Below are 25,725 nucleotides of genomic sequence, written 5' to 3' on the forward strand. Positions count from 1 at the left end.
GCCTAAGGATAGCGATGCCCGAAACGAGTGAGTTGATGCCGATCAGTGGAGCTTGGAAACCCACTGACCCCAAAGGAAACCGTCAGTTCGCCGCTCTGGGGATGCTGAAGCTCGAGGGTGGATCAGCCCTGCCGGGCGCCCGGCTCGCCTTTGAAACTTTCGGCACTTTGAATGCGGACAAATCCAACGCTATCCTCATCAATCACGCCCTCACCGGAGATTCTCATGTATACGGTGAAGCCGGGCCGGGCCACGTCACACCAGGATGGTGGAACGAGGTCGTCGGGCCCGGTGCCGCGGTGGATACGAATCGGTGGTTTGTGGTTTGTCCCAACGTGTTAGGCGGTTGTCAAGGTTCGACCGGTCCCGCCAGCTTGGCTCCGAACGGGCGCGCCTGGGGGTCGCGTTTCCCCCTCCTGACGACCCGCGATCAGGTGGCGGCGGAAAAAATCCTCATGGACCAGCTCGGTATTCCTCGCTGGTTTGCGGTCATCGGCTGTTCGCACGGGGGACACCGGGCTCTGGAGTGGGCGGTGACTTATCCCGAACAGGTGGAGCGGCTGGTGGCTGTGGCTACCGGCTGCGCCACCACCGCTGAACAAGCCGCTTGGTGCCATGTACAGATGCACGTGCTGGAACTGGACACGAATTTTCGCAACGGCGACTATTACGATAATCCTCCCGGTCAAGGGCCATTCCGTGGGCTAGCTTTAGCGCGGGAAGTGGCGCACACTACGTACCGTTCACCCAAGGAACTGCAGGAGCGGTTCGGGCGCGATCCAGGCTATCGTGAGGATCCACTTTCGGGAGGCCGTTTAGCTGTGCAGTCTTACCTGGACTATCACGGGGTGAAGTTGGCGAAACGCTTTGATGCCGGGTCCTACCTGGCGCTGACTCGCTCGATGCTGACTCACGACGTGGGGCGAGGCCGGGGCGGTTTAGAAGTCGCGCTCTCTCGGGTGCAGGCTCGCGTCCTGGCCTTGGGAGTTGACTCTGACCGGCTGTTTTACCCTTCCCAAACGCAGCAGCTGGCGCGTCTGACTCGTCGCAGCCAGGCGGTCATCATTCATTCCGATTCCGGTCATGATGGTTTCTTGATTGAAAACGAATCTGTCGGCCAGGCTATCGGTGAGTTCCTCGCCGCTTAGGTCACTCCTCTGGCTAATGATGGCCTGACTCAGCGCCCTGTCAGCTAACGCTTCGGACCCGATGCGTTAGCGCCATAGCCTTGAGAAATCAGCCATTCTCCCGCCGCGCCACACCGGTCGCGTTAGAATTTGAGAATGCGATACCTGCCTGACGTACTGGGATCCGGATTTGGCGCCGCTAAACTCCAGTTAGAACCTGATCAGATTTCCCCGCGCTCTGCTACCTTGGTGCGCTACACTCCCGCTGAGGATCCAAAATCACAGTTGCCCGACCGTGTAGTTCCGGTTAACGTGAAACCAGGTGGGGGTCCCAATCAAGGCAGTTTCCGGATCCTCCCGCCCTCAGCTAGCCCGCAGCAGCGTGCCGGGAGCTGCCTCAATCATTTTGACGCGGCGGCACAGTGGGACGATTCACCCGCTCAAAACCTGCATTACCTGCAGGATTACCTATCTTCCGAGCTGCGGGGTCGCGAAATTGAAGCTGTTGACGAGCTTGATGCACCCTCAGCTCCGCAATTTATTGCCGTCTATGTCCACGGCTGGAATGACTATTTTTATCAAGCCCACCTGGCCCGCATGATGGCCCATCTAGGTGCCGCGTTTTACGCGATTGACCTGCACCGTTACGGTCGCAATATGCCACGTCAGTCGGGCCTTATTCCCTTCAACTGTTACGAGGACGATTACACCACCTACGACCGGGAGTTGGAATGGGCCATTGCCACCGCCCGTCAGGAGCATCCTGATTTGCCTCTAGTCGTGATGGGCCATTCCAACGGTGGTGCTGTGGTTTCCGGGTGGGCATCCCGGCACCACGATGCCTATGACGGTCTTATCTTTATATCTCCCTGGGTGGTGCAAGATGTGTCGGGAATTCCCGCCGGGAACACTGTGCGCAACGTCATTGCGAAGTATCTGCGGGGACTGCACATACCGATGCTTGGCCCCGGGTCTACGGTTTACCAAGATTCTTTGGTCGGCTATGCCACTATCGGTTCTCCCCTGCCCCGGCGCTTGGTGCCGTTTGGCAACGATCCGGCGGTGCACGGTTGGGTCACGAACTCGCAATGGCGCATTAACAACGGAGCGCCCATTCTATTTGGTTGGCTCTCTGCCATCCTCAGCGCCCAGCAGTGGTTGGTGGAACATGCTCGTTTCTCCAACCAGCCAGTGTTGTGTCTCACAGCCGCGCATGACCCGGACGATTTTTATCATCCTGAGATTGCCCGGGTTGACCATCTCATGGCTCAAAAACGGAAATCTGCCAGAATGTCAGCTCTGCGTCAGAACCTGTTAAAACACCGAATCTATTGGTCAACCATGTCAAAGTCTATTCTGAGCAATAGCAATGCTTCTGAGCAGGAAACCCCCTATGAAACTGCACTTGTGGACTGGAGTGAGGCGGCGCGCCACACCGACACGGTATTGAATGGCAATCTCATCGAAGAACGGATTAATACCCTTTACGGTCAGGTGGGCGGCGGATTAACGCTGTGGCAAATGTCCGGTTTGCATGACCTGACCCTGTCCCAACCCTTGGAACGCGCCGAGTTTTTCGCGGAAGTCGCGGCCTGGATAGCTCGCTCCGGCATCCTCAATAAATAAGCAAATCTGCACCCAAATGCTTACTACCTGAATTTATACCCTTATTTAAAGCCGACTTAGAGGGCAGCCGACACAGTGAAGGCGCTGTTGCTCGCTCACGGAGGACACGTCCCCCGGCGTGCAAGCCCCGTGCACACAAGACACGTTTAGCGAGTTATTTCGGTCTGCCAACAGTCCTGCGCGACGCAAGTGTTCCAAGAGCAGCTGCCCGTGTTCTCTGCTCAGCCCACTGCGTCCCACCGCGGCTAGGAACGTGGAACCTTGGCACAGGGAGTCGATAAAGATTGCGGCACGAGATTCACCGGGGGCGCTCCGCGGCGCTCCGCCCGCCGCGGGCGTTGGGGATTTAGGGCCATCAGAGCTGTTCATAAGCTCACCTCAGACAAAAATGCGGCCAACTTGGAACACTGATACCGCGAGCAGCCAGGCGATGGCCAGTTGTCCTCCTACCGCCGCAAGGACGCGTCTCGCCCCGAGCTGACGCCACTGTTCGGCGACAGTAGCCAGGCAGGGGGTATAGGTCAAAACAAAAATCAGGAAGGCTAGGGCGGCCACGGGAGCCGCCGCCGCGCTGCCCGCGGAATCGATGAACGTTTCGCGGGTCAGTTCACGCATAGTCGGAGTGGGACTCCCCTCATCTTGAGCGGCGTCTACGTCTTGTTCGGAAATATCCGCATCGGTGTAGGTGGCCGCTAGTGCGCCCAGCATGGTTTCTTTCGCGACAAATCCGGTTATCAGCGATCCCGCTAAATGCCAGTCGCCAAAACCAGCGGGAGCAAAAACTGGGGCTATTGCCGAAGCCGCCACTCCGTAGGCAGATTCGTTGGCCGGCAGGGAATCCCCGAAGCGGCCCTCGCCAGTAACGGGCGTAACCATCAGGAACCAAATCACGATAGTCATCACTACGATGACCTTGCCCGCGCCCTTGATAAAAGCCCAGGTGCGCTGCAGGGCCGAACGAGCCAAGATGATGCCTCGAGGAGTCTGGTAGGCGGGAAGAACCAGCATCAGCGGCGCACCGGTAGAGTCGCGCATGAACAGCGGACGCAGTAGCAGCCCTCCCAAGACCATCATGACTATGGAAAGGAAGTACATCAACCACACCACTTCGGTGGCATGAGTACCAAAGAACACCTGCGCGATGAACATATAGACAATCATGCGTGCCGAACAGGTGATATAGGGGGTGAGGATGACCGCCATCATGCGCTGGCGGGAATCCGGAACGATACGCAAGGCTGCCAAAGTCGGAAGGTTACAGCCAAAGCCCACGATGAAGGGCATGATGACGCGGCCATCTAAACCAATGGCACGCATCATGCGGTCGCCCAGGAAAGCAACACGAGCCATATAGCCGGAGTCTTCCATTACCGCTATGGCGGCGAACATAACCAGCATCAGCGGGGCGAAAGACAATACGACCCCTACACCTGTAAACAGTCCGTTTATCAAAATACCCTGCAGAAGCGGGTTATCCCAATCCATCCACGTCAACCAAGTCAACACTCCATCGGCTAGAGAAGGCGCATGGAATACCGTGATGTCCTGTCCGGGAACTCCGATAGAGGAAAATGGCAGCTTTAGGAGTCGGGCAGGAATCGTGAAGTCCCAACCGCCGACAGCATCGAAAATCCCCTCCAGGGGGTCTTGGAAAATCGCGGCAAACGTATTAGCCAGCCAGAACACCACGTACATAGCCAACATGAAAAGTAGCGTTCCAGATAAAGGATTGAGCAGCACTCGATCGACTTTGTCCGAACGTGTCGCCCGCGGCACCTCGATACGTTCTTGACGTAGACCGGATTCAATATTTTCAATCCAGTCGAACAGCAAAGCCGCCCGCTGAGTTTCTTCCATCGATTCGGTGATTAGCTCTGGGAGCAGGCGACCCGAAGGTTCACCCGGTTGACAATTTGTCCCGCCGCAGGGATTAGAGAGGTTCGCGACCGACAAGCCACTTTCCGCATTGGCCTCAACCGGCTCGGAAGTCTGGGACAGCGAGGCTTTGGCTGCTACAACCGCAGCCGGGTTATAACCGGGGGCGTTTTCATCCCAAGGCAACCCGCTGAGGTAAGTTGGGTTCTGTAACGCCAACGCAATCAGCTGCGTCGCGTCACGCAGGCCTTCACCGGTACGCGGGTTCACCGTCGCCACGGGGACTCCCAGCAGGCAGGAAAGATTATCCGCATCTATAGCCTCGTCGCTCTGAGCAGCGACGTCCTGCATGGTCAGGATGACCGCAACCGGCAGACCGGTTTGGGCTACCTGAGCCAACAGGTACAAGGAGCGCGACAACGCGCTGGCATCTAAGAGGGTCACGACTAGGTCGATTCCTCCATCGTCGCGTCCGATGTCGGTTATCGAACCGGGCTGTCCCGCCAAAGTTTGTACCACCACGGACTCGTCAGGAGAGTTGGGCACCAGCGAGTACGTTCCGGGGGTGTCGATAAACCGCACCCCCAACGACTTATTGAAACCGGTAAAGACTTCCACCGTGGTTCCGGGTGCATTCACGACCGTTTGATGCATTCCGGTCAGGGCATTAAACAGCGAAGATTTCCCCACGTTGGGGTTTCCTACCAAGACCACGTTGGTGGTGTCGCGCTTGGGCAGGTAGACGCGATGTGTCTGCGCCGCGGCCGTAGTAGTTGAACCATCAGCAGATTCGGGCGGCAGCGGATTACATTTGGGGCAGCTCATCGGATGTTTACTCTCCGTTTTCTGCCACTAGAGTATCTTTCGGGGAATCTTCGAGGTGCGCCGTGATACCGCAGACCGCCAAACGTGGCTCGAACTGCGGTGAAAGGTCGTGGAGAGCCAACGCGGCCTCGAGGGCGGCCTTTTCCTGATCCAAACCGAGCTTCTGCGCAAACTGGATACAAGGCCGCACCAAGGCGGACCGGGCAAAACCACGGTCTACCGCCAACCGAGTTCCGCGTACGAACAAAACACGACCCCCAAAAGCCCCCTTTTGCGTGACCGTAAAACGCGTCCCCGGACGCAGACCCAGCTCGTGAATCCGTCCACAGAATCTGGCATCGCACCCCAAATTCACCATAATCATGGGAACCCCAACAGGGCATTCACACAATTTCACGAAACTAAGCCTAACCTAGCTAAAATCTTTTTTCAACAATTGTCTTGCGTTATTAAAACCCGTCCTCCCTAAAACCGCTGGTGCCGGGCCCTTGACGGAACCCGGCACCAAAAATGCGGTTTATTTAAAAGGGATGCTACGGACTACTCGACGCCCTGTGTAGCGGACTCGTCCCACTTCAGATGCTCCGCGGCAGCACGACCCGCCTCGAGGCGCGCCACCGGTACCCGGAACGGCGAACAGGACACGTAATCCAGTCCGACCTGGTGGAAGAAGTGAATCGAAATCGGATCGCCACCGTGCTCACCACAGATACCCATCGGCAGATTCGGTTTGGTGGAACGTCCACGCTTCACGCCTTCGGCGACAACGCGACCCACCCCGTGGGTGTCGATAGATTCGAATGGGGAGACCCCGAAAATTCCGGCTTCCACGTACTGCGGGAAGAACACGCCTTCCACATCGTCACGGCTGAATCCCCAGGTGGTTTGGGTCAGGTCGTTGGTACCGAAGCTAAAGAATTCGGCTTCCTTGGCGATGGTGTCAGCGGTCATGGCGGCGCGCGGCAGCTCAATCATGCAGCCCACCGGAACATCAAAGGTCACACCGTATTCGCCCTGAACCTGGGCAATGATTTCCTCGGCTTCATCGCGCACCAGCTGGAGCTCACGAATGGAACCGATCAGCGGAACCATAATCTCGGGATGCGGATTCAAGCCGTCCTTCTTCAGCTCGCAAGCCGCCGAAACCAGCGCCTTCATCTGCATCTTAAACAATCCCGGCAGGTAAATACCCAGGCGGACACCGCGCAGACCCAGCATCGGATTTTCCTCATGCATCCGGCGCACGGCCTCCAGCATATGCTGGTCTTCCTCCGAGAGCGCCCCGCCCTGAGCTTTCGCCACCGCGTTCTTAATTTCCAGAGTCGTCAAGTCCGGCAGGAACTCGTGCAGCGGCGGGTCAATGAGGCGAACGGTCATATGCTTGCCGTCCATAATCTTAAGCATTTCCTTAAAGTCGCCCTTTTGCAGCGGCTCCAAGGCGTCCAGAGCACGTTGACGTTCTTCGGACCCTTCGGGGGAGAGAATGAGTTTTTCTACCAGGGGACGACGATCGCCGAGGAACATATGTTCGGTACGGCACAAGCCGATACCTTCCGCACCAAAGTCCAAAGCCCGCTGCGTGTCCGCGGGAGTGTCGGCGTTAGTGCGCACCACCAGGCGACGAACCTCGTCAGCGTGGGTCATCAACCGATCGACCGCCTTAATCAAGTCCTTCTCATCTTCGGTGGCAGAAGCATCCAAGCCAGCCTGCAGACCGTGAGAAAGGTAAGTGGTGACAGGGGAATCCTGCACCGGGACCGCGCCGAGGAACACCTCGCCGGTACCGCCGTCAATGGAGATTTCATCCCCCTCGTGCAGGACAGTATCCCCCACGGTGGCGGTCTTGGCGGCTTGGTCAACCACGATGGTTTCCGCCCCGACCACACAGGTCTTGCCCATACCGCGAGCCACTACAGCGGCGTGGGAAGTCTTGCCACCGCGGCTGGTCAAAACGCCCACAGCCGCAACCATGCCCCGCAGGTCATCGGGGTTCGTTTCGCGGCGCACCAAGATACACGGCACTCCCGCGTCAGCGGAGGCCTCAGCAGCATCGTTATCAAACACAATCTTGCCCACCGCGGCGCCGGGGGACGCGGCCATACCCTTGGTGAACACCTCCGGCTTGCCAGACATATCAAACATCGGGAACATCAGGTTTTGCAGCTGTTCGCCAGTGACTCGCAGCAGGGCTTCATCGGTGGTAATCAAGCCTTCGTCAACCAGCTGCGTGGCGATTCGGAAAGCCGCGGCCGGGGTACGTTTACCCACGCGCACCTGCAGCATCCACAACTTGCCGCGTTCGATGGTGAACTCGATATCACACATGTCCTCGTAGTGGGTTTCGAGCTTCCGCATGATACCCAACAGTTCGTCATAGGACTTTTTGTCGTGTCCCTCCAGGTCTTTCAGGGTTTCGGTGTTGCGGATACCGGCCACCACGTCTTCGCCCTGAGCGTTCATGAGGATATCGCCGTACACCCCCGGACGACCCGAAGAGGGGTCACGGGTGAAGCACACCCCGGTGCCAGAATCCGCGCCCATATTGCCAAACACCATGGTCACAATGTTGACGGCGGTGCCCAAGTCGTGAGGAATCCGCTCGCGGCGACGGTAGATACGGGCGCGTTCAGAGTTCCAGGAACGGAACACGGCTTCAATAGCCATGTCCATCTGCGTGCGCGGATCTTGCGGGAAAGGTTTGCCGGTTTGCTCCTTAACGATTTCTTTGAACTGCGCGGTGAGTTCTTTCAGGTCGCTGGCATTCAAATCCGTGTCGGCCTTAGCTCCGCGGTTCTTTTTCATGTTATCCAGCGCATCAGAGAACAGGTCTCCATCGATGTCCTGCACGGTTTTGCCGAACATTTGAATCAAACGACGGTAGGAGTCCCAAGCGAAACGGTCGCTACCGGCTATCTTTGCCAAGCCTTCCACAGATTTGTCATTCAGACCGACGTTCAAAACGGTTTCCATCATGCCGGGCATAGAGAACTTTGCGCCGGAACGCACCGACACCAGCAGCGGATCTTCCGGCGCTCCCAACTCGCGTCCAACGGTTTCTTCCACCTCACGCAAAGCCTTGGTGACCTGCACGGTAGTTTCCTCCGGAACTTTACCTTCCTTCAGGTAAGCCCGGCAGGCATCGGTAGTAATGGTAAATCCCGGGGGCACCGGCAACCCGAGGTTGCTCATCTCCGCCAGGTTTGCACCCTTGCCACCCAACAGGTCCTTTTGATCCTTATTGCCTTCTGCAAAACGGTAAACGAATTTGGGCATGTGTTAAGCCTCCAACTTTTTCGAAACAATCTGCGCACCACGCGCCAAAACTATCCTAGCAATATTTCGTTCCTCGCTCACACCGCCCTATTTTGCGTCCCTTCACGGGTATTAGCCGTATTCCGAGCCCGGGTACAAAGCCACGTCCTCACCGCTCTAATCGCTCCCCTTAGCCGTGCTATGAAACGGGGACACGGGAAAACACAGCAGGTTCCCCTCCCGCAAAACGGTAGAGGAACCTGCTGAATGAAAGGAACAGAAATAAAAGATTCTGTAGGGGGCCTATTCCGCCACTGCCGAGACGGTCCAGACCCGTCCTTGGGAGTCGGTCAACAGATAGACCGGCATATCCAGGATAGAGCCGTCCTTTTGCTTGACTGGCTGGCTAATCAGCCTCGCGCTGACCAAGTCGATGCGGCCATCAATCTTAGCTGGCAGCCCCTTCTGATTGCGCACATCCAAAGGACCATACTTCGGGTCGTTGAGGCGCTGCACAGCCTGAGCCTCCGAGATGACCTTGTACTCGCCAATCTTCGTTTCTTTACCCAGATTGGCACGAATCGAAGCCACTCCGGTTTCTGAAACCACAGCTTTCCAATTTTGGGCTTGTGTTTGACCAGGCATCTTAACCGGGACACTCACCGTGGTCAGACCGTCTTTCTGAGTGGTTCCCGCCGCACGGCTCATCACGGTGGCTCCCAAGGAAGCCGCCACCTTCTCAACTTGGGCGATAGCTTTCTCAGAAGAGGGCGCGTTTCCTGCCACTTTCATCACACAAGGAGTTGGATCCGGCGAGGGGTTCTGGGTTGCCTGCGGTTGCACGGATTCTGTCGGCGAAGACTCGGAAGGATCCGTGGTTTCGGTCACAATCAGCAACAATTGCAGCTGACCAATCTCGACCACTGTACCAGGCAAATCGGTAGTGTTAGAGGTGTCTACATTGTGTGTAGCGCCCGTTGGATTGGAGTGGCTCTGTTCTGGACTGTCCGGTCGCACCGCCGGAGGAACAGTCTCGGTCGGGGTCTGAGTTGGGGTCGGGGTCCACTTCGGAGTCGGCGTCGAGGTCGGCTCAGTCGGGTCACTAGGTTCCGACGGAGTGGTGCTGGGAGTAGTCGGGGTATTCGGAGCCGGCGATTGACCGGAGTTGGAACTAGGGTTACCGGTCGGATTTTGGGTCGCGTCGGGATTGGGCAACTCCACCGTGCCGTCTCCGGGTTTCACCGGCACGCATTCCATCCGCACTGCGGAAGGGTTATCAAAGCTCAAAGAGGTCAGCTGGCCCACAGTGACCGTCAAAATTGCCCCTTTGGTATCGGTGACGGTAAACCCGGAGCTGTTCCTTTTAACGGAACCTCGCATACCTAATGAATTCGCGACCTTCTGGACTTGATCAGCGGAAACGTTGGCTCCCTTATCCAACCGTAAAATCGGGGCTTTGGTAGGAGCAGTGGAAAAATTGCCTGCCGCTACAAACTCAACATCGCCGACCTTTTCCAAACGCTGACTAGCTCCGGGCACCATAATCTCTGAACCCGCGGCGGTAATAATCGGCCCATCCGCAATCACGACACCATCGCCCTGATTGGGCAATTCACCCGGTTCGCCGGGGGAAAGCACGCTCCACCCGGTGAAACCAACCACCGTCGCAGCCGCGGCCGCGCTCAAACCAACCAGCCAGTTGCGCCGCACTGCCAGCGTGTGACGACGCACTGCCAGAGACACGACTTCCGCCACCGGGGCTTGGGTATCCGCAGTTTCCACCGCAACCACGTGCGCAGGCGGCTGAGTCTCAAAAGCCAACCCTTCGGATTCCATCTGAGCAGCGACTTTAGCGCGCAGAGAATCCAAATCTACGGGCAGATTTTGGGCAGGGTCGAGTGAACGCAGAGCTTCCAGCCCGCTCATCTCGATTTTGTGGTTTTCCACTTCCCTGTCCTTCTTCTGGGCGGTAATCGATGTAATTACCGCGCTTAGTCGTTCTTATTTATTAAAACTTGGCTGGTCGAAACCGTCCTCAGGCCCGGCGCAGTTTCGACCTTGCAACATATACATGTAACCGGCCTGGCGTTTCTTACACTTTCCTAAGAAGTATTTTTTTCAATCGCTTCCTCCAGTCGTTTCCTCGCCCGCGACAACGCCGCATCCGCGGCCGAACGGCTCACTCCCAGGTACTGTGCCAGATCATTACCGCTCAAACCTTCCCAAGCAACCGCCAAGAGAATCTCGCGATCGCGCTCGCTGAGGCTCAGCAGAGCCGCTCGCATCCCATGATCCTCCACGACGAGTTGAGCCGGATCGGAAAAATCGGTGGAGTCCAGGTTTTCCTGGTTATCTCCCATGGGCAAGGATTTCTTTTTGCGGTACCAGTTCGCCAAAGTCAAGCCCGCGGTTTTGTATAGCCAGGGCAGTTCAGCGCCATCGGGAACCTCGGTTTTTTTCTTCCACATCACGGTGAAAACTTCCGCGGCTAGGTCCTCGGCGTCGCTATAGGCCCCGCGTCGATAAAGGAACCGCACTATAGCCGTGCTGTGTTCAGCAAATACCCGCTCAAACCACTGTTCATCGTGGATAGCGGTGGACATAGGTTCGGCCTCTCCTTTGACGCGGCGCGATAAAATTGCTAACTCATACGAATATACCCCGTAATGCGCACAACCATGAACCCATCGCTAAATCTGAACAGGATCAGGCCTAGAGTTGTGGCTAAATGCTTCGCGAGCCCGCCGAGGCGGACCCGCGAGTTGGTTTCGAAAGTGTCTAGGAAGCAGGTTCCTTTTCCGGGGATTCTTCCGCTTCCTTGGCAGCCAGTTCAGCTTCCCGAATCGTTGCCGCGGTCACGTCTTCGAGCTTGCGGCGCTGTTGTGCCCGCCCTTCGGGCAGACCGTCCTCGCCGGTAAACTTAAACTCGGCGTCGTCAGTGAACTCCCAATCCGTCCCGTTGACCTTGTCAGCAGATTCGTGCTTGATGAACTTCGGTTCGACGTCAACCGTTACGGTCTGACCTTCGCGCAGTTCAGAGAACAAAATCTTTTCAGACAGGACATCTTCGATTTCACGCTGTACCGCCCGACGCAACGGACGAGCCCCCAGCGTCTTGTCGAAGCCCTTGTGCGCCAGCAGAGCTCGCGCCGCGGGAGTCAGCTGCAAAGCCATGCCCTGATCCAGCATCCGGTCGTCGAGCTTAGCGACCATCAAATCAACAATCTGGAGGATTTCGCCCTTCTCAAGCTGCGGGAACACTACGATTTCATCCACACGGTTGAGGAACTCGGGCCGGAAGTGCTGTTTCAACTCTTCCTGAACCTTGCCCTTCATCCGCTGATAGTCCGTGGACAGCTCACCGCTGGCCTGGAAACCGGTCAGCACACCCTTGTTGATTTCACGAGTGCCGAGGTTCGTGGTCATGATGATAATGGTGTTCTTAAAGTCGACCAGGCGACCTTGCGAATCGGTGAGGTGGCCCTCCTCCAACACCTGCAACAAGCTGTTAAAGATGTCCGGGTGGGCCTTTTCCACTTCGTCGAACAGCACTACGCTGAAGGGCTTGCGACGCACCTTTTCGGTAAGCTGACCGCCCTCGTCGTAGCCGACATAGCCCGGAGGTGAACCGAACAACCGAGAGGCCGTATGTTTCTCCGAGAATTCGGACATATCCAGTTGGACCAGGGCGTTCTCGTCTCCAAAGAGGAACTCCGCCAGTGCTTTGGCGAGCTCGGTTTTGCCCACCCCAGTCGGACCGGCGAACACAAACGAGCCGCCAGGACGCTTCGGATCTTTCAAACCAGCGCGGGTCCGGCGAATGGACTGAGACACCGCCTTGACTGCCTCGTCCTGACCTATGATGCGCTTGTGCAGTTCATCTTCCATCCGCAGCAGCTTCGAGGATTCTGCCTGAGTGAGTTTGAACACCGGAATGCCGGTGGCCATCGCCAAAACCTCGGCGATTTGTTCCTCGTCAACTACTGACTCGGAGGTGTCTTCGCCTTGGCGCCACTGGGATTCCTTCGCCGCGCGTTCTTCGGTCAGATTCTTTTCCTCGTCACGCAGCTGGGCAGCCTTTTCGAAGTCCTGGGCGTCAATGGCGGCCTCTTTCGCTTGACGAGCCTTGGCGATTTTCTCGTCAACTTCTTTCAGTTCCGGAGGTGCCGTCATCCGCTTGATGCGTAGGCGCGCCCCAGCTTCGTCAACCAGGTCAATTGCCTTATCCGGTAAGAACCTGTCAGACACATAGCGGTCAGCAAGCTGCGCCGCGGCAGCGAGAGCCGCGTCAGTAATCATGACGCGGTGGTGGGACTCGTAGCGATCCCGCAGCCCCTTGAGGATAGCAACGGTTTCTTCCACACTGGGTTCTTCGACTTTCACCGGCTGGAAACGGCGTTCCAGAGCGGAGTCTTTTTCAATGTACTTGCGATACTCGTCAATGGTGGTGGCGCCGATAGTCTGCAGCTCACCTCGCGCTAACATCGGCTTCAAAATCGAGGCAGCGTCAATCGCGCCCTCCGCCGCGCCCGCACCAACCAGGGTGTGAATCTCATCGATGAACAAGATGATGTCCCCGCGGGTGCGGATTTCCTTCAGCACCTTCTTGAGACGCTCTTCGAAGTCGCCGCGGTAGCGCGAGCCCGCCACCAAGGAGCCCATATCCAAGGAATAAAGCTGTTTATCTTTCAAAGTTTCCGGGACGTCGCCGCGGACAATGCCCTGAGCCAGGCCCTCCACCACGGCGGTTTTGCCCACCCCGGGTTCGCCGACCAAGACCGGATTGTTTTTGGTGCGCCGGGAAAGGATTTGCATGACGCGTTCCATTTCCTTGGTGCGCCCGATGACCGGATCAAGTTTGGATTCACGCGCTGCCTGGGTGAGGTTGCGTCCGAACTGGTCCAAAATCGCCGAGTTACCCCCGGCGTTGGGGTTATCCGCTCGTCCGCCACCGACACCCACAGTATCGCGGCCGCTCTGTTGAGTCTGACCGCCTTGGTAACCGGAGAGCAGTTCAATGACGGTCTGGCGCACATTGTTCAGGTCAGCACCGAGTTTGATGAGGACTTGGGCGGCGACCCCGTCGCCTTCCCGCAGCAGTCCCAGCAGGATATGTTCGGTACCGATGTAGTTGTGCCCCAGCTGCAGCGCCTCGCGCATCGAAAACTCCAGCACCTTGCGGGCGCGGGGAGTAAAGGGGATGTGGCCGGTGGTAGGCTGTTCGCCCTCACCGATAATCTCAATGACCTGAGCGCGCACGGCCTCCAGCGAGATACCCATCGTTTCCAAAGCTCGCGCTGCGATACCGTCGCCCTCGTGGATGAGACCCAGCAGCAGGTGCTCGGTACCGATGTAGTTTTGGTTCAACCGGCGGGCTTCGTCTTGGGCTAACACCACCACCCGGCGGGCTCGGTCGGTAAATCTTTCAAACATACGTACTCCCTTTTATACTCGCTACCAATTTATGCCCCTGCACCGCGAAAACGCGACCGTGTTCACTACCGGCTAATTCACACTTCCAACAGAATCGTGAAAGGCCCGTCATTGGTGAAGCTCACTTTCATGTCCGCCCCGAAAATTCCCTGTTCAACCCGCATACCCTGGTCCTGCAGCGCTGCCCCCACCGCATCAACCAGCGGTTGAGCCACCTCTCCCGGCGCCGCCTCCACCCACGAGGGCCGATTACCCTTGCGAGCGTCTCCGTAGAGCGTGAACTGGCTAATCAGCAGCACCGGTAGACCTAGCTGGACCGCAGACACTTCCGCCCCACGCGCTTGTGAAAGTTTCTCAGACCCACCAGCTGCATCGTAGGCACCTGGTGCGTCAAAAATGCGCAGATTCGCAATCTTGCGCGCCATTTTTTCGACCTGTGCCGAGCCATCGGTATGCGTTACTCCCAATAACACCACCAGCCCAGGGCCCGCAAATTCACCGGTAACATCCCCGTTGACCACACACTTTGCGCCCGTAACACGCTGAATCACTGCCCGCATCAATTGTCCCTTTCCTGTTCTGTGTCGTTTTGGCCGGTCTGTCCCGAGTTCACCAGGGCGTGGGGGGACGTTGGCCGGTTCCTCGCGAGTTCTTGCCCCGCCGGCGCCACGAAGCCACGGCGGGACGCACATCGGCCAGGTAAACGGCCGGAATGATTAGCGCCATCATCACCCCGAACAAACCGACGAAAGCGTTAGGCGTAAGCCCCAGGAACGAAATCACCAGTGCCAGTAGGTTCAGCAGAGCCCAGAAGTTGCGAGTTCGTTTGCCTTCCGTTGGGAAAGCCTGGGCCGGGGTGGTTAGGGCGTGTATCAAGGCATACAGGCTCATTCCCACCACAACCAGGACCAATCCCAGCACCAGTAAGGTTTGCACCGAGTTTATAGCCGCGAAAACTGTCGACATTCTATTGTTTCCTCGCTTTCAATCCCAGTAAACCGCCCAGCTGGCTGTCGTCTAGGCGGCGCGGATTTTCCCCGCTCGGATCCACGATGACGCTCGGGGCGGCACGCAGCCCCTCCACGAGTAACATTTCCGCGGGGTCAACCTGGCGTTTGACCAAGCCCAGACCGATTTGACCGTCCGTGGGGTGGTACGCCACTGAGGTTAACACCCCGACTTCGGAGCCGTCAGACTCCAGGGTGAGGGAGGAACCTATGGCCGGCAGCTCCTCACGCGACCCATCTAGGTCCAAGAACGTGAGTCGGCGCGGGGGACGCCCCCGGTTGGTCAGTTTTGCCACGGTTTCTTGACCGGGATAGCACCCCTTTTGCAAACTGACGGCGACACGCAGCCAGTCCAACTCATGAGGGAGGGTTCCCGGTTTGCCCTCGCGGCCCAGGCGAGGACGCCACAGGGAAATTCTCACGGCTTCCCAAGCTCCCAAATCGGCTTTTACCAGACCGCTCGCTGCGGCTGTGGCTTCAAGCGCCGGCAAGTCCAGGCGCGAAACTACCGCCAGTTCGCGGTGCGGGGCGGCGGGGTCGTCCCCCGGATGACTCGTGCCCGCAACGGTAAAGACGGTCGTGTTCCCCACCGGTCCGGGCCACGGATCAGCCCAGGTCACGCGGCTGTGTTCGCTCCAGAATCGGGCTGCCGGAGAGATAACATCGCTGGTTTTCAGATATCCCAAGACCGCGAAGTCTGCGCTCGCATCAGCAATCTCAATGCGGGAACGAAACCGCATCGAGCGGAAAAACTCAGCGGCACCCCCCGGTTCTTCAGTCAAAATCCACACTGAGCTGCCATCATCGACAGCGAAAAAGCTCAACTCAATGTGTCCGGTGGGGTCGAGGATGAGGGCTTCACGCGGCGCGGCAGGCTCCCAGTTGGAAAAGTCCTGGGTGCTGACAGAGTTTAGCCAAGCCCAGCGATCCGGCCCGGAAACTTTCAGCACTCCCAAGGGAATCGTGGCGTAGCCGCGGCCTTCGAGCAGTTCGGGGCCATGATTCCAGCCCGCGTCTATCGCCGCTCCCGGCCAAATTCTGTCGATACTCGGATAGGTCACCTGCATTTTTACCCCCTATTCACCACTTTGGACGCAAACGTGAGAAACATCCTTCAAGCAAGTGTAGGGCCCTCCCCCACTAAAAGCCGCGCCAGAATATAGAGCGGGACAGACGCAGCCAGGACCGGGATGAAAGCCTGACTCACCGCGGCCGAAACTGTTGACGGAGCCAAATCGCCGCTGAAAACTACGGTCAGTGATGCGAACGCGATTCCGTACACCACTCCCAACAGCAGACCGGAAACCAGAGCCACGGTCAGGCTGGGGAGGTGTCCTCCCGCGAAAAGCACCATCTGATCTCGCGCGGTTCCTTCCATCACGAGGATGGCCGCCCCGGCCGCCAAACCGAAAATTACCGAGAACAGGATTCCCGTGAAAACTCTCCATTTCAGCTGCCAGTTGGCGCTCATCGCCATGCCGATACAGCCTCCGATGAGGGTGACTGCTCCGGGCACCAACAGGAAATACCACAGCGCTTCCGACTCCAGCATGACCCAAGCCCCGGCGGTGGAGACGATGAGGATTCCGGCCGCGTTACCCGCTGCTGAGTTCAGTAAGTTTTCCCTGGGGTTACGCAGCATTTCCGCGATGAAGACCCCAATAACTCCCAAACCTACGACTTCAGCCACTATCGAGAAATCTTCAAAAATTCTTCCCGTCAGTAAAGCCAACACCCCGAAGATGGTCAACAGGATGAAAGACGCCCGCGGGGCGGGAAGATGCGCCAGGTGCGCCCAGCCGAAAGCGAAACACACTACCGCAATGGCCGCAGCTACGGTCAGGAAATCCGAGGGGAGTGCAAAAATCAAGGACATCCCCAGCGCAGCCAGAGCGGTAATAATCTCGGGGTGGGCACAGATGACCCGCCCTATCAGGGACTCGGGAACTTTCGGTAGCTTTTCAATCTTTTCGGCCTGGTGTTCCTCCCGCCGCACGCGGCGCGTAATTTTTACCGTATCGGTCAACGAAGGGTCCGGTATTTCCGCGTTGGGCTGGGAAGTCATGTTCCGATTCTCTCATAAGTTCGGCAGTTCTCAGGAACAGACCGTTTCACCGGTTCCGAGAGAGTTAAACTTTGAAGGCTCCGACGTGCGGAGCCTTCAACGACACCGAAACCGTAAAGCGCCTGTCGGCGCGAAGGCCGCTCGTAGCGGCAGTATATGGAGCCCGGGGCTTCTACGGACATCGATGTCTTATATTTAAGTTACCACACCGGCGAGACGTTGTCTCTAGATTTTACTTAAATTAATTTTTAACTTCCCTTTAACCTGACAAAGTTCCTGGCACCGCCGTTCACGACCCTGACTTTACCCCAGAATTAACACCGTTTTTACAATGTAGGTTCCAAACGGATAGAGTAAACAGAGGTAACCAGAAAGGCTCCGCCGGGACTATTTAAACCGGCTCTCCGAGCCGCCAGGTTTGCCGAATCCATCACTAAGAAGGGTGAAAAATGGGCCTGTTCCATCGCGCCAAGGACGAGAGATTTTTCGAGCAGCTCACCGAAATTGCCGGTAACCTGATAGAAGGTGCCGATATCTTGGCAAAGTTGATAGCGCTCCCGCCCGAACAGCGCGACGCCGAGCGCAACAACTTACACGCGGTAGAGAATTCCTCCGATGATTTGACCCACGCGTTCATGAACAAAATTAACCAGACTTTCGTCACCCCCTTGGATCGTGACGACCTCAGCGAACTGGCTTACCGACTCGATGACTGCATGGATTTGATTGATGAAGCCGGGAACCTCATCGTGGTTTATCAGCTGCAAGAAATCCCCGAATGCTTGCTCAAACAGGCAGCTATTCTCCAAAAGTGTGCCGCGGTTACAGCCAAAGCCATGCCTCGGCTGAAAACCTTGGACGCGTTACGAGAATACTGGGTGGAAGTCAACCGCTTAGAGAATCAAGCCGACCAGATTTATATGCACTGCCTGTCCGACATTGTCAATCACAATCCTGACCCGATAGCGGTTATCAAATTGAAAGACGTCACCGAGCGGCTTGAGGATGCCTGCGATGCCTTCGAGCATCTGGCTGCTCTGGTCGAAGGTATCGCAATCAAGGAATCTTGAGGGTGCTCCCGGATGGACATTTCTCTGATACTGGTTGTTTGTGTCGTTATCATCGCAGTTGTCTTTGATTTCACTAATGGTTTCCACGATGCTGCTAACGCCATTGCCACCGCTATTTCCACGCGGGCTTGGGCACCGCGCGCCGCTTTAGCTATGGCTGCGGTCATGAACTTGGTGGGGTCACTGCTGGGAACTGAAGTGGCGAAAACCATCGGTTCTGGGATCATTGATATGTCAGGATACGCTACGGCGGTTTCCCACGCCGATAGGGCCCACGGCCTGTTGATTATTCTCGGAGGCCTCATCGGGGCAATTTGCTGGAATGTTATTACCTGGTATTTCGGGCTGCCTTCCTCGTCCTCACACGCACTGATTGGTGGCCTAGCGGGGGCAGGTTTGGCCGCGGGCGTCACGGTGAACTGGGCGACGATTACTTCTCACGTCCTGATTCCGATGGTGGTTTCCCCGCTCATCGGTTTCACTTTTGCTTATGTGCTGATGAGCTTGGTCATGGTGTCTATGAAAAACCTGGCTTACCGCCGGACCATGCGTAAATTTCGGATTGGTCAAAAGTTTTCTTCTGCCGCACTAGCCTTGGGTCACGGTTTGCAGGATGCTCAAAAGACCATGGGGGTCATTTTCATTGCTCTGGTAGCTTCCGGTCACGTCGACTTGGACGACCCGATTCCTCTGTGGGTCAAGTTGGCGGCAGCTACGGCCATTGCGGCCGGCACCTTCGTAGGGGGATTTCGTATCATGAAAACCTTGGGTTCGAGGGTGATTCATGTCGATCCGGCCAACGGTTTTGTCTCCGAGACGGTGGCCGCAGGGGTGCTGTATTTCACGGCTTTCATCTGGCACGCCCCGATTTCCACCACCCATACCGTGACCACCGCCATCATGGGAGTGGGCGCGACCCGCAGGCTTTCCGCAGTACGCTGGGGAACGGCCGGAAACATTGTGGTGGCTTGGGTTCTGACTCTTCCCGCCGCCGCCGCGGTAGCTGCCGCGGTATACACCCTGTTGGAATTCCTGTTCCGGATTTAGACAGCGCCACCCACCGACAACCGCACGAACCCGAAAACCGGGCGGGCGGACTCGTGATTACCAAAAAATCACATTAATCCAGCACGTACCCGACGGGGGGCTCGGCGCCCGCACGCTCGGCAGCAATGAGTTTCGGGCTGCCCTCGGCGTCTGAGATTACGTGAACGATCAAGGATTCCCCGGTTTCCAAAGGTATCAGGGTTTCTTCTAAGAAATCGTTCCCCAAAGCCCGAATCAGCGGAATCAGAACCGGGGAATGGGAACACAGGGCGGTCGGACCTTCTGCGGGCGCCGCCTGGAGCTGTGCGCGCAACAGTTCCAGCCCGCCATAAGGATTAGCGGCGAAACCCTCTTCGCTCAACACATCGGGGTATTCACACCTAATCCCGCTGGCTTTCAAGTACGGGCGTATCGTTTGCTCGCAACGTTTCCACGGCGAACAGAACAGTCGGGAAATCCCGAAAGCGCTCAAGGTGGAGGCCAGCGCCACAGCCTGGCGCTTGCCGCGTTTTTTCAAAGGACGCAGCGAATCATCGGTCTTCCACTTCAGACGATTCTTGGCTTTTCCGTGGCGCACCAACATAACTGGAGTCGAGTCACCCCAACCCTGTCGCAGGTATTGCTCAGCTTGTGTCACCAGATTGCGGTCATATTCTTGGGTTAAGAGTTCCTGCGCTTGGGCCTGGTTGACCCAACGAATCTCGTTTATCTCATGTGGTGAGGCCGGTTCCACGTAGGGCCGAGCCAGTATCGCCGCACTGTGGCGCACCTGAGCCAGCCAGTACGTGACCTGTTTCTCGACACCCTCCACCGGGTAAGTCGTGAGACCGAGCTGGGGCCCCAGGCACACTTGCACCCCGGTTTCTTCGGCAATTTCCCGCACCGCACAGGCCGGCAGCAGCTCGCCGGGTTCCAGTTTTCCCTTCGGCAGGGACCAGTCATCGTACTTTGGCCGGTGGACGACCAAAAATTCATAAGGGGTTTGGGTGGGCGCGCCCTCCAAGGCCGGACGTAGTTCCCCGCCTCGCCAAACCACCCCGCCGGCAGCCAGAACTCTACTCATTACCTTCCCTTTTCTGTGTACTCAACTCTGTAAACCTCACCGACCGGGCTGATGTGTGCCATATCGAGGCGGCCGCGACCGGCTCGGTGCCTCACTCGAATGCCGTGGCACGTCGGCCTCAATGTCGGGAGACGCCGCCGCGTCCCGACACGCGCGAAGAGGCGCGATTCATCAAGGTTTCCTGGATGTCCTCCAGACGCAGCCCGGCCTCGTTTGTGTTGACCCGCACCCACTGCTGGTCAGGCATCAACCGCCACGAGGAGGTGGTGTCTGCCATGCCGCGTTTGACTAGATCAACCAGATATTGGATCTGCTCCGGGTCCACGATTTTCACCAGCGCTTCAACGCGGCGATCCAAGTTACGATGCATCAGGTCCGCGGAACCAATCCAGACTTCCGGATCCCCATCGTTCTTAAAGGCATAGACTCGCGAGTGCTCCAAGAATCGTCCCAGGATAGAAACGACCCGAATGTTATCGCTGAGACCGGGGATACCTGGCTTAATGGAACAAATGCCGCGGACCTGGACCATCACCGGAACCCCCGCTTGGGAAGCCCGATAAAGTGCATCCGTCAAACGCTCATCCACAATCGAGTTGATTTTGAACAGGATTCCCGCTTTCTTGCCCGCTTTCTTGTTAGCAATTTCGCGGTTTATCCGCTCAATCAAGCCATCACGAATAGAGCGGGGCGCGACCAGCAAACGGTGGAACGTCGAACGCGGCGCGTATCCGCTGAGCTGGTTGAACAGGCGGGTCAGGTCCTGGGCGACCTCGCGGTCATCGGTCAGCAGGCCCAGGTCCTCGTAGCCGCGAGCGGTCTTCGGGTGGTAGTTACCGGTGCCGACGTGGCAGTAGCGATGCATCCCATCGGGTTCTTGACGTACCACCAGACACAGCTTGCAGTGCGTCTTGAGGCCGACCAGGCCGTAAACCACGTGAACCCCGACGCGTTCCATCTTGCGGGCCCAGCCGATGTTGGCTTCCTCATCGAAACGCGCCTTGATTTCAACGATGGCCACGACCTGTTTCCCGGCACGGGCCGCGTCAATCAGGGCCTGGACGATTGGGGAATCGCCCGAAGTTCGGTACAGGGTCTGTTTGATTGCCAAAACGTTCGGATCTTGAGCTGCTTGCACGATGAATTGTTGCACCGAGGTGGCGAAAGAATCGTAAGGCAGGTGTATCAGCACGTCGTGGTCGCGAATGGAGCTGAAAATATCCGCGGTTTTCGATGATTCTTTTTCGGCCAGCCCGCTCGGGGTCACGGGAACATACGGAGGGTATTTGAGCTGGGGAATATCCAGGTCATGCAGGTCATTAAGACCTCGCAAGTCCAGCGGCGCGGGCAGGCGGAACACGTCGGAAGTCCCGATTTCGAGGTTTTCTTTTAAGAAATCCAGCAGGAACGCCGGCATGGATTCCGCCACTTCCAGACGCACCGCCGGCCCGAAACGCCGTTTCGCGAGTTCGGATTCCATCGCGGTCAAAATATTTTCCGCGTCATCCTCCTCGACTTCCAGATCTTCGTTACGGGTCACCCTAAACTCGTGGGCTTCTTTGATTTCCATACCGGGGAACAGGTGATCGAGGTGTGCGGAAATTATCTGTTCAATAGGGACAAAGTTAACCTTTTCCCCCGCCAAAATTACGCTCGAGGGGTCGTTTTCGACCCCGTTTTCGGTCACTGCCACAAAACGCGGCAGGATGGGTGGCACCTTGATACGCGCAAAGTGTTCTTTGCCAGTGTTGGGGTTGCGCACAATTATCGCCAGGTTCAGCGACAGTCCAGTGATGTAGGGGAAGGGGTGGGATGGGTCTACTGCCAACGGCGACAGGATGGGAAACACCTGGTTGCGGAAGTACCGGTGCAGGATTTCGTGATGGGTTTCGTTCAGGCTATCCCAGTCGGTGATGATCAAACCGGCCTTATCCAGGGCCGGGCGGATTTCATCTTGAAAATAACGGTAAACATTACCGGTCATCTCGTGAGAGCGACGGCTGATTTCGCCTTCCAGCTGACGCGGCGTCAACCCGGAAGCGGAAACTGTCGCGAACCCAGCGGCGATACGGCGCTTCAGACCCGCGACCCGCACCATATAGAACTCGTCCAAGTTGGAACAATAGATAGTCAGGAACCAGGCCCGTTCCAATAGCTGGAGGCGCGGGTCTTGTGCCTGTTCAAAGACACGCTGGTTAAAAGCGAGCCAGGAAAGTTCCCGGTCGGCGAAGCGGCCTTTGGGTAGTTTCGGCAGTCCGTCTGGGGTCAGTCCGTCTTCTTTCTTTAGAGAAAGGGGCTTGTGGTCGGATTTCTTTGAGGATTTGTTCTTTTTCACCTTCGAGCCCAAGCCGTCCGCACGGGCAATCACTACCGGGTCAGGCAGATGGTCGGGCAGTTTTTCCTCCCGGGACGTATCCGGTTCCGTGAAGTCCGCGTCATCGTATTCTTGGGAGCCGCCGGGATCCAAATCTTTTTTCGGGAACATTTCCTCCGCGGTAGCGCCCGCAAAGAGGGATTTCTTTTCTGCACCGGGCAAGGGAGGCGGAGCGGGAACTTCTGTCCCATCGTTTTCGGTTTTATCTTTGTTTTTCTGGTTATCAGACACCTTCATGTCCCCTCAACTATTTGGTTAGTGTTGCTCGCGTATTGCTTTATGTGCAGTTTGCTGTCCCGTGCCGGGTGCGGCGAGAGGCGCGGTCGTCAGTCCAAGCGGCCTTCGCGATACATGGTCGCTGCATCGAGCAGTTCGTTCGCGGTAGCCAGCAAGGCGTTATCCCGCAGGGTCACTGCATTGGCCAGTGGATCCTTGGAGTCTTTCTTCATCCAAACCGATTCACTGGCTGCTAACACCCGCAGCACGGCTTGGGAAGTATCCAGAAAATCGGCGAAATTATCGTCGAAACTGCCTCCCAGGATTTGTCCCAGCTGCTTTTTCCATTCGTGAAAATCCAGGGAATGAGCCCCATCAATATCAAGATACTCCGAGAGCCGGGGAGAATTCAGTCCTTGCTTGAAGCGCGTATTTACACCTTCCGGGTAGCGCCTCACCCACTGGTCTATCAGCAGCAGCCTCCACAAAACGCCCGGCAAGGTATTGACCGGGGAACGTGACCACAGCTCGGCCAGTTCGTCTACACCGTTTTCCTGCATATGTTTCAACAGGCGTTCCTTGGTCTCCGGATCTGGGTCAGACCACTCCCCATTGGGGGATTTCACCAAAATCCGAGCCGAGGTATGGGCTGATTCGCTGGACAGTGCCGGGTCTTCCTCGCCTTCCAAGTATTCCAAGGTTTCTGGTTCGATAATGGCCGGGCGTCGCGGTTTCCTGGTTTCCATGGTTCCTCCTGTTCGATTTACCTTAATTATCCCCGTTCACCCGGGATTTTGTGTGGACTTGGGAATGTGGGAGTTGTTCGGCGTTGAATCTGGCCAACGAAGTCAGGCACTCAGCGCCCACCGGTTGGGGTGGCGGGTGGTCTGAGGGGGGTTGGGAGCAAAACCTCGTGGACAGGTATCTGGGGATTTCGCCCGAGCGGAGCAGCTCAGCCATTCAATTGCGGTTAAGCAGACTTTTTACCTATAATCTTTCCTACGGGCCTATAGCTCAGTTGGTAGAGCAGCGGACTTTTAATCCGTGGGTCGGGGGTTCGAGCCCCCCTGGGCCTACCTTTGTGGGGTCGAACCCGCGCGCTGGCAGCGACCGCAGGGAGCATGAGCCAGCGCGAAAACGGTGAAGGCGGCATAAAAGCAATGCCCAGCGGGCATTGCGCCGCCGAAGCACCAAACAGAAAAGGCAGCAGCCGAAGGCTGCATGAGCCAGCGCGAAAACGGTGAAGGCGGCATAAAAGCAATGCCCAGTGGGCATTGCGCCGCCGAAACACCAAACAGAAAAAGTCCCCCTGGGCCTACCAGCACCCCAGAATTCAGGCAATCAGCAACATTTGTGCCTCATTTTACCGGTGTCCCGTTAGTGAACGTTTCTAATCGGTGATTAAACGGGGGTAGGTGGCCATATAGACCAGCAACCCCGATTTAATCACCGATTTACTACGCGATTAACCTCGAACCAAGATTAAGCGTCAACGCCCACCATTACAGAGGATGCTTTCACGATGGCGTAAGCATCTGAGCCTTCGGTGAGCCCCAGATTATCAACCGAAGCGTTGGTAATGGACGCTGCGAAGCAAACCCCCGGAGCGATTTCGATTTCAACGATTGAATTGACTGCGCCCCGTTCAATGTTCTTTACCTTGCCCTTGAACTGGTTGCGTGCAGAAATTTTCATGTTCTTACCTCTTCTTATTTTCTCTGTCCCAACCATCTGCGGGACACCATCGACTTCCAGGCAGTACGCTCCTGGATTCACCCCATTTTATCATGGCGCTATCTCCACATTTGCTTGCAAATACAGCGTTTTAAGCCTCTGGTGCTGCCTCTACCTGCCGGCATCAAGCCAGAATCATAGAGTGGATGCGTCAACCTTTTCCGGCGAGGATTTTTCCGGTGCCAGGGGTAGCTTTAATCCCAGCGCCTGCATGATTTTGGTTGCCCAGAACTCGGATACATGCCGAGGCTAGCAGGTTTTGGCGGCATAGAGAGCAAATAGGTGCGAGACGATGTCTGCCTCATCACTATCGGACGGCAGGCCGTAGGCTGCCTCGACCGCGCAATCGTTTTCGCGGTGTGCCGCCCGCAACTCAGCTGGCATCAGGTCGGGGTCATAGAGCGTGGCGAGGGAAGCGTCCGAGTAATGCGCACGCGCCTCCGACCTTACCGAAAATCACCAGCCGGTCAGCCTTTTGTGATTCATCCAGGCGCGAATACCCGATAAACGGCGGATTTCCCAAGACGTAACTGCATTGGTCAGCTGGCAGTACCGTATTCCAATCCAAGGTGAGCGCATTGGCTTGCACGATGTGGGCGCTTTCCCGCAAGGGGAAATCATCATCCCCCAGAGCCAGCAGCATCGCCGTCTCGCCGTTGGCTTTTAGTCGTGAAATCCACAGCGCCGCCTCGGAAACTTTCGCAGAGAAATCGTTGATTTCGATGACGTAAAACTGGTCCAAGGACACCCTGGCGATGCTCGCCCCCGCCTCCGCGAGGCTAAATGCTGTTTGACCGGCATTGAGCCGGCTCAACACCGCGTCCTCCAGGTGGCGCAGCTGCAGGTACGTCTCGGTCAAAAAGTTTCCTGACCCGCTGGGGGTCTATTCTGACACTGTATTTGATACAATTTAACGCTGGTGTGTAAGTCATGTGTTTATCCTCGAAATCCTTTGTTTTACAGGGATTTTCGCCTTTCTGCGGAGCTTCCGTCACTGCTTTCCGTGGCGGT

The 25,725-nt window shown here is 56.9% G+C and carries 21 protein-coding genes and 1 tRNA gene; 5 read left to right on the plus strand and 17 right to left on the minus strand.

The window, feature by feature from the left end:
- The first annotated feature begins 14 nt into the window (after nt 1-14).
- A complete protein-coding gene (locus tag Q0X47_RS03330) occupies nt 15-1,148 on the plus strand; it encodes a homoserine O-acetyltransferase (protein WP_297722891.1) in 1,134 nt (377 codons plus the stop codon).
- 135 nt (nt 1,149-1,283) lie between these two features.
- Nucleotides 1,284-2,753, plus strand: coding sequence for an alpha/beta hydrolase (locus tag Q0X47_RS03335; RefSeq protein ID WP_297722893.1), 1,470 nt, complete (start codon nt 1,284-1,286; stop codon nt 2,751-2,753).
- Nucleotides 2,754-2,798: 45 nt separating this feature from the next.
- Here the strand turns inward: Q0X47_RS03335 and Q0X47_RS03340 are convergent, their stop codons facing one another.
- From Q0X47_RS03340 to Q0X47_RS03390, 11 genes are all read right to left on the minus strand, one after another.
- Nucleotides 2,799-3,122 (minus strand): hypothetical protein, encoded by a 324-nt coding sequence (locus Q0X47_RS03340; RefSeq protein ID WP_297722895.1) that lies wholly within the window; start codon nt 3,120-3,122, stop codon nt 2,799-2,801.
- Nucleotides 3,123-3,131: 9 nt separating this feature from the next.
- A complete protein-coding gene (gene feoB, locus Q0X47_RS03345; protein WP_297722897.1) occupies nt 3,132-5,453 on the minus strand; it encodes a ferrous iron transport protein B in 2,322 nt (773 codons plus the stop codon).
- 7 nt (nt 5,454-5,460) lie between these two features.
- On the minus strand, nt 5,461-5,850 hold the full coding sequence (locus Q0X47_RS03350; protein WP_297722899.1) for a FeoA family protein: 390 nt from the start codon (nt 5,848-5,850) through the stop codon (nt 5,461-5,463).
- 143 nt (nt 5,851-5,993) lie between these two features.
- Nucleotides 5,994-8,726, minus strand: coding sequence for a pyruvate, phosphate dikinase (ppdK, locus tag Q0X47_RS03355; protein ID WP_297722901.1), 2,733 nt, complete (start codon nt 8,724-8,726; stop codon nt 5,994-5,996).
- Nucleotides 8,727-9,008: 282 nt separating this feature from the next.
- Nucleotides 9,009-10,652: a hypothetical protein gene (locus tag Q0X47_RS03360; RefSeq protein ID WP_297722903.1), complete on the minus strand. Its 1,644-nt coding sequence runs from the start codon at nt 10,650-10,652 to the stop codon at nt 9,009-9,011.
- Between the two features lie 155 nt (nt 10,653-10,807).
- A complete protein-coding gene (locus Q0X47_RS03365) occupies nt 10,808-11,308 on the minus strand; it encodes an RNA polymerase sigma factor (protein WP_297722905.1) in 501 nt (166 codons plus the stop codon).
- A gap of 175 nt (nt 11,309-11,483) precedes the next feature.
- On the minus strand, nt 11,484-14,138 hold the full coding sequence (locus Q0X47_RS03370) for an ATP-dependent Clp protease ATP-binding subunit (RefSeq protein ID WP_297722908.1): 2,655 nt from the start codon (nt 14,136-14,138) through the stop codon (nt 11,484-11,486).
- A gap of 77 nt (nt 14,139-14,215) precedes the next feature.
- A complete protein-coding gene (gene dtd, locus Q0X47_RS03375; RefSeq protein WP_297722910.1) occupies nt 14,216-14,698 on the minus strand; it encodes a D-aminoacyl-tRNA deacylase in 483 nt (160 codons plus the stop codon).
- A gap of 49 nt (nt 14,699-14,747) precedes the next feature.
- Complete coding sequence (locus Q0X47_RS03380) at nt 14,748-15,104, minus strand: DUF2516 family protein (protein ID WP_297722912.1); 357 nt, start codon at nt 15,102-15,104, stop codon at nt 14,748-14,750.
- Between the two features lies 1 nt (nt 15,105).
- Complete coding sequence (locus tag Q0X47_RS03385) at nt 15,106-16,212, minus strand: folate-binding protein YgfZ (RefSeq protein ID WP_297722914.1); 1,107 nt, start codon at nt 16,210-16,212, stop codon at nt 15,106-15,108.
- Nucleotides 16,213-16,259: 47 nt separating this feature from the next.
- A complete protein-coding gene (locus tag Q0X47_RS03390) occupies nt 16,260-17,210 on the minus strand; it encodes a beta-carotene 15,15'-monooxygenase (RefSeq protein ID WP_297722916.1) in 951 nt (316 codons plus the stop codon).
- Between the two features lie 449 nt (nt 17,211-17,659).
- Between Q0X47_RS03390 and Q0X47_RS03395 the strand changes: the two genes are divergently transcribed.
- On the plus strand, nt 17,660-18,280 hold the full coding sequence (locus Q0X47_RS03395) for a DUF47 domain-containing protein (RefSeq protein ID WP_297722918.1): 621 nt from the start codon (nt 17,660-17,662) through the stop codon (nt 18,278-18,280).
- Between the two features lie 12 nt (nt 18,281-18,292).
- A complete protein-coding gene (locus tag Q0X47_RS03400; protein WP_297722920.1) occupies nt 18,293-19,327 on the plus strand; it encodes an inorganic phosphate transporter in 1,035 nt (344 codons plus the stop codon).
- Nucleotides 19,328-19,400: 73 nt separating this feature from the next.
- On the opposite strand, the gene Q0X47_RS03405 is transcribed toward Q0X47_RS03400, so the two are convergent.
- The 3 genes from Q0X47_RS03405 to Q0X47_RS03415 form a co-directional block, all read right to left on the minus strand.
- Nucleotides 19,401-20,390, minus strand: coding sequence for an NUDIX domain-containing protein (locus tag Q0X47_RS03405; protein ID WP_297722922.1), 990 nt, complete (start codon nt 20,388-20,390; stop codon nt 19,401-19,403).
- Nucleotides 20,391-20,508: 118 nt separating this feature from the next.
- The gene (locus Q0X47_RS03410) at nt 20,509-22,995 is read right to left on the minus strand and encodes an RNA degradosome polyphosphate kinase (protein WP_297722924.1); all 2,487 of its coding nucleotides are present in this window, start codon (nt 22,993-22,995) and stop codon (nt 20,509-20,511) included.
- A 95-nt stretch (nt 22,996-23,090) separates the two neighbouring features.
- Nucleotides 23,091-23,726 carry a hypothetical protein gene (locus Q0X47_RS03415; protein ID WP_297722926.1) on the minus strand — a complete coding sequence of 212 codons (636 nt, stop codon included), beginning with the start codon at nt 23,724-23,726 and terminating at the stop codon, nt 23,091-23,093.
- Between the two features lie 257 nt (nt 23,727-23,983).
- Between Q0X47_RS03415 and Q0X47_RS03420 the strand changes: the two genes are divergently transcribed.
- A tRNA-Lys gene (locus Q0X47_RS03420) sits at nt 23,984-24,056 on the plus strand.
- Nucleotides 24,057-24,462: 406 nt separating this feature from the next.
- Here Q0X47_RS03420 and Q0X47_RS03425 read toward each other — a convergent pair.
- The 3 genes from Q0X47_RS03425 to Q0X47_RS03435 all read right to left on the minus strand — a co-directional run bounded on the left by Q0X47_RS03425 (nt 24,463) and on the right by Q0X47_RS03435 (nt 25,573).
- Nucleotides 24,463-24,675, minus strand: a complete 213-nt coding sequence (locus tag Q0X47_RS03425; protein WP_297722928.1) for a molybdopterin-binding protein — start codon at nt 24,673-24,675, stop codon at nt 24,463-24,465.
- Between the two features lie 288 nt (nt 24,676-24,963).
- Nucleotides 24,964-25,098, minus strand: coding sequence for a type IIL restriction-modification enzyme MmeI (locus tag Q0X47_RS03430; RefSeq protein ID WP_297722930.1), 135 nt, complete (start codon nt 25,096-25,098; stop codon nt 24,964-24,966).
- Between the two features lie 10 nt (nt 25,099-25,108).
- Nucleotides 25,109-25,573 carry a DNA methyltransferase gene (locus Q0X47_RS03435; RefSeq protein ID WP_297722932.1) on the minus strand — a complete coding sequence of 155 codons (465 nt, stop codon included), beginning with the start codon at nt 25,571-25,573 and terminating at the stop codon, nt 25,109-25,111.
- Nucleotides 25,574-25,725 lie beyond the last annotated feature (152 nt).

It is taken from the genome of uncultured Mobiluncus sp., assembly GCF_947254095.1.
In the GTDB taxonomy this organism is placed as follows: domain Bacteria; phylum Actinomycetota; class Actinomycetes; order Actinomycetales; family Actinomycetaceae; genus Mobiluncus.

What these genes read in the sequence shown, in the direction of transcription:
- Q0X47_RS03395 (WP_297722918.1), top strand. Translation starts at nt 17,660, where the DNA reads ATGGGCCTGTTCCATCGCGCCAAGGACGAGAGATTTTTCGAGCAGCTC.
- Q0X47_RS03340 (WP_297722895.1), bottom strand. Translation starts at nt 3,122, where the DNA reads ATGAACAGCTCTGATGGCCCTAAATCCCCAACGCCCGCGGCGGGCGGA.
- Q0X47_RS03430 (WP_297722930.1), bottom strand. Translation starts at nt 25,098, where the DNA reads ATGCCAGCTGAGTTGCGGGCGGCACACCGCGAAAACGATTGCGCGGTC.
- ppdK (WP_297722901.1), bottom strand. Translation starts at nt 8,726, where the DNA reads ATGCCCAAATTCGTTTACCGTTTTGCAGAAGGCAATAAGGATCAAAAG.
- feoB (WP_297722897.1), bottom strand. Translation starts at nt 5,453, where the DNA reads ATGAGCTGCCCCAAATGTAATCCGCTGCCGCCCGAATCTGCTGATGGT.
- Q0X47_RS03370 (WP_297722908.1), bottom strand. Translation starts at nt 14,138, where the DNA reads ATGTTTGAAAGATTTACCGACCGAGCCCGCCGGGTGGTGGTGTTAGCC.
- Q0X47_RS03330 (WP_297722891.1), top strand. Translation starts at nt 15, where the DNA reads ATGCCCGAAACGAGTGAGTTGATGCCGATCAGTGGAGCTTGGAAACCC.
- Q0X47_RS03425 (WP_297722928.1), bottom strand. Translation starts at nt 24,675, where the DNA reads ATGAAAATTTCTGCACGCAACCAGTTCAAGGGCAAGGTAAAGAACATT.
- Q0X47_RS03385 (WP_297722914.1), bottom strand. Translation starts at nt 16,212, where the DNA reads ATGCAGGTGACCTATCCGAGTATCGACAGAATTTGGCCGGGAGCGGCG.
- Q0X47_RS03365 (WP_297722905.1), bottom strand. Translation starts at nt 11,308, where the DNA reads ATGTCCACCGCTATCCACGATGAACAGTGGTTTGAGCGGGTATTTGCT.
- Q0X47_RS03400 (WP_297722920.1), top strand. Translation starts at nt 18,293, where the DNA reads ATGGACATTTCTCTGATACTGGTTGTTTGTGTCGTTATCATCGCAGTT.
- Q0X47_RS03380 (WP_297722912.1), bottom strand. Translation starts at nt 15,104, where the DNA reads ATGTCGACAGTTTTCGCGGCTATAAACTCGGTGCAAACCTTACTGGTG.
- Q0X47_RS03335 (WP_297722893.1), top strand. Translation starts at nt 1,284, where the DNA reads ATGCGATACCTGCCTGACGTACTGGGATCCGGATTTGGCGCCGCTAAA.
- Q0X47_RS03390 (WP_297722916.1), bottom strand. Translation starts at nt 17,210, where the DNA reads ATGACTTCCCAGCCCAACGCGGAAATACCGGACCCTTCGTTGACCGAT.
- Q0X47_RS03415 (WP_297722926.1), bottom strand. Translation starts at nt 23,726, where the DNA reads ATGGAAACCAGGAAACCGCGACGCCCGGCCATTATCGAACCAGAAACC.
- Q0X47_RS03405 (WP_297722922.1), bottom strand. Translation starts at nt 20,390, where the DNA reads ATGAGTAGAGTTCTGGCTGCCGGCGGGGTGGTTTGGCGAGGCGGGGAA.
- dtd (WP_297722910.1), bottom strand. Translation starts at nt 14,698, where the DNA reads ATGCGGGCAGTGATTCAGCGTGTTACGGGCGCAAAGTGTGTGGTCAAC.